The sequence below is a fragment of the Kitasatospora sp. NPDC091257 genome, from assembly GCF_044757675.1.
Classification (GTDB): Bacteria; Actinomycetota; Actinomycetes; order Streptomycetales; family Streptomycetaceae; genus Kitasatospora; species Kitasatospora lactacystinica.
This window is the reverse complement of record NZ_JBIVVI010000867.1, coordinates 1-4021: the sequence shown is the minus strand read 5'-3', so window position 1 is coordinate 4021 and position 4021 is coordinate 1. Positions and strand designations below refer to the sequence as shown.

Sequence of the window (4021 nt, the reverse complement as noted above, 5' to 3'; positions counted from 1 at the left end):
GGGTGACACCGATCTCCCGGGCGATCTGCGCCGTGGTGTCGCCCCGGGCCGCCGCGGCCAGGATCCGGGCCTCGACCGGGCTGACCTCGACCTGCGGGCCGGGAGCCGGGGCGACGGCCGCCGGCTGCGCCGCCCGCAGCGACAGCAGCAGGCTCGGGGTCTGCTCCGGGCTGTCGCCGACCAGGTCGACGGTCATCTCGCCGTGCCGCTCGCTGCCGTCGGCGGCCGTCCAGGAGACCCGCGCCGGGTACTGCGAGCGGCGGTGCAGCCGGACGGCCTCGGTGAGCGCCTCAAGGGTGCCGGTGTCCCGCAGGGTGAAGAACTCCAGGATCCTACGGTTGTGCAACTGACCTGGCAAGCGGCCGAATTCGACCGCCATGGCGCGGTTGACGATCAGGATGCGCCCGCCGAACTCGCACACCGCGATCGGCAGCGGCACGTGGTCCAGCAACCGCAGCGCCCGGTTGCGCCAGATCACCGCCGCTTCCCGCGGGCTGTCCGGTACCGGGCCGCAGCCCTCGGTCGTCCGCATCCGTGATTCTCCTTCCCCGGGGCCGACGCTGACGGTCCGTAGCAAGCCCGTGACCGACCCGGGCACTACACAATCATGTAGTGACCGCGGCCCGCACCCCCTCCCGGTGGGCGCACAGTGGTGGGAGACGAATGTTTCCTGCCGTGGGAGGGGCACACCGATGACCGAGACCGTGGAGCGCACGACCGAGGACGGGCGGGCGGCCGGGGGCGAGAGCCGGGCCGTCCCGCTGGTGGACATCTCGGCGATGCCGCCGGCCGCCGCCCCGGTGCTGCGCATCATGGAGCTTGCCAGAGAGCACGGCCCGGCCTTCGTCCAGCGACTGCACGGCCGGGACACCCTGGTCGTCAGCGGCCTGGAGCTGGTCACCGAGCTGGCCGACGAGACCCGGTTCACCAAGTCGATCGGCCTGGCCCTGGAGAACGTCCGGCAGTTCACCGGAGACGGCCTGTTCACCGCCTACAACGAGGAGCCCAACTGGGCCCGGGCGCACGACATCCTGATGCCCGCCTTCGCGCTCGGCTCGATGCGCACCTACCACCCGGTGATGCTGCGGGTGGCCCGCCGGCTGGTCGACTCCTGGGACCGCCGGGAGGCCGCCGGACAGCCGGTGGACGTGCCCGGCGACATGACCCGGATGACCCTGGACACCATCGGCCTGGCCGGGTTCGGCTTCGACTTCGGTTCCTTCGAGCGGGACGAGCCGCACCCCTTCGTCGAGGCGATGGTGCGCTGCCTGGAATGGGCGATGACCAGCCTCACCCGCGACCCGGAGGCGGACCACCGCGAGCGCGACGCGGCCTTCCGCGCCGACTCCGACTACCTGGCCGCCGTGGTGGACGAGGTGATCGCCGCCCGCGCCGAGGAGGACGTCCAGGGCCCGGCCGAGGACCTGCTCGGTCTGATGCTCGGCGCCGTTCGCCCCGCGGACGGCACCCGGCTGGACGCCGAGAACATCCGCAACCAGGTGATCACCTTCCTGATCGCCGGCCACGAGACCACCTCCGGCGCGCTCTCCTTCGCGCTGTACTACCTGGCCAAGCACCCGACCGCGCTGCGCCAGGTGCAGCGGGAGGTGGACGAACTCTGGGGCGACCAGGCCGATCCCGAGCCCTCCTACGAGGACGTCGGACGGCTGCGCCACACCCGCCAGGTGCTCAACGAGGCGCTGCGACTGTGGCCGACGGCGCCCGCGTTCAGCCGGGAGGCGCGCGCGGACACCCTGCTCGGCGGACGCATCCCGCTGCGCGCCGGGGAGACCGTCCTCGTCAGCACGCCGCTGCTGCACCGCGACCCGGCGTGGGGCGACAACCCGGAGCTGTTCGACCCGTCCCGGTTCGACCCGGAGCGCGAGGAGAGCCGCTCCCCGCACGCCTTCAAGCCCTTCGGCACCGGCGAACGCGCCTGCATCGGACGGCAGTTCGCGCTGCACGAGGCCGTCATGCTGCTCGGCATGCTGGTGCACCGCTACCGGCTGATCGACCACGCCGACTACCGGCTGACCCTCAAGCAGACGCTCACCATCAAGCCCGACGGGTTCACCCTCGGCCTCGCCCGGCGCACGCCCGCCCCGGCCTTCGACGCCTCCCCCGCGGACTCCCTCGCCGCCACCGCGCCGACGGCGGTCGACCGGCAGGCCGGACCGGCCGCCGGGCGTCCCGGACGGGTCCGGCGGGGCACCGGGCTGCTGCTCCTGCACGGCTCCAACTACGGTGCCTGCCGGGAGTTCACCCGGCAGCTCGCGGAGGCCGCCGCCGACCTCGGCTGCGAGACCGCGACCGCCCCGCTGGACGCGTACGCGGACGGCCTGCCCACCGACCGGCCGGTGGTGATCACCGCCGCCTCGTACAACGGGCAGCCGACCGACGACGCGGCCCTGTTCGTCCGCGGGCTCCAGGAGTCCCGGGAGGGCGGCGGGGCCGAGGGCGTCGAGTACGCGGTGCTCGGCATCGGCGACCGTACCTACGCCGCGACCTACCAGCGCGTCCCGGCGCTGATCGACGACCGGCTCGCCGAGCTCGGCGGCACCCGGCTGCTGGCCCGCGCCGAGGCCGACGCCTCCGGCGACCTGGAGGGCACCGTGCGGCAGTTCGCCGGGGCGCTGCGCGAGGCCCTGCTGGCGCGCTACGGGGACGCCGACGCCCCCGCCGGGATGCCGCCGGTGGCCGCGTACACGGTGACCGAGGTGACCGGCGGCCCGTTGGCCGCGCTCGCCGCCCGGCACGACACGGTGGAGCTGACCGTCACCGCCGTCGGCAGCCTGACCGACCCGGCCTACCACCGGGTCAAGCGGCTGGTCCGGCTGGCCCTGCCGGAGGGCACCGGCTACCGGACCGCCGACCACCTCACCGTGCTCCCGGCCAACGACCCGGTGCTGGTCGAGCGCGCCGCCAAGCTGTTCGGCGCCGACCCGGACACGGTGCTGAACATCGTGGCGCACCGGCGCACCGCACCCGCCGTCGACCGCCCGCTGACCGTCCGCGAGCTGCTCACCCGTCACGTCGAGCTGCAGGACCGCCCGAACGCCGAGCAGCGCGCCGCGCTGGCGGCGCTCAACCCCTGCCCGCCCGAACAGGCCGCCCTGCGGGCCCTGCCCGCCGACGACCCGCGCACCCTGCTGGACCTGATCGAGGACCACCCGGCGCTGCGGGAGCGGCTGAGCTGGCCGGTGCTGCTGGAACTGCTGCCGCCGATCCGGCCGCGGCACTACTCGATCTCCTCCTCGCCCACCGGCGACCCCGGCCAGGTGGAGCTGATGGTCTCGGTGCTCAGCGCCCCGGCCCGCTCGGGCCGGGGGACCTTCCGGGGCGCCGGATCCGGCTACCTCGACCGGGTCGCCGTCGGCGACACCGTGCTGGCCCGGGTCCAGCCCTGCCGGGAGGCGTTCCGGATCGGCCACCGCACCCCGGTGGTCATGATCGCGGCCGGCACCGGCCTGGCACCCTTCCGGGGCGCCGTCGCCGACCGCCGGGCGCTGCTCGCGCGGGGCGCCGCCCTCGCCCCGGCGCTGCTGTACTTCGGCTGCGACGACGAGGCGGCGGACTACCTGCACCGCGGCGAGCTGGAGGCCGCCGAGCGGGCCGGCGCGGTCTCGCTGCGGCCCGCCTTCAGCGAGCGGCCCCACCAGGGGCGGCGCTACGTGCAGGACCGGATCGCCGCCGAGGCGGCCGAGGTCTGGGAGCTGCTGGATTCCGGCGCCGAGGTGTACGTGTGCGGCGACGGGGCCCGGATGGCGCCGGGCGTCCGGGCGGCCTTCCGGGCGCTGTACCGGGAGCGCACCCCGGGCGCCGACGAGCAGCGGGCGCAGGCCTGGCTGCAGGGGCTGATCGAGGCCGGCCGGTACGTCGAGGACGTGTACGCGGGCTGACCCTCCCGCGCCGGGGACGGCCGGGGGGGGGGGGGCCCCCCCGGGCCCGGGGCCCCCCCCCCCGGGGGCCCGCGGCGGGGCCGCGACCAAGCCCGGATCGACGCCCGCAAAAACGAAACAAC

Annotated in this window: 2 protein-coding genes; one reads left to right on the top strand and one right to left on the bottom strand. The window is 75.3% G+C overall.

The features are described from left to right. Positions 1-532 (bottom strand): PAS domain-containing protein (locus tag ACIQOV_RS31065; RefSeq protein ID WP_401053968.1); only part of this gene is annotated, 532 nt, incomplete at its 3' end. A gap of 160 nt (positions 533-692) precedes the next feature. Between ACIQOV_RS31065 and ACIQOV_RS31060 the strand changes: the two genes are divergently transcribed. Next, positions 693-3899, top strand: a complete 3207-nt coding sequence (locus ACIQOV_RS31060) for a cytochrome P450 (RefSeq protein ID WP_401053966.1) — start codon at positions 693-695, stop codon at positions 3897-3899. Positions 3900-4021 lie beyond the last annotated feature (122 nt).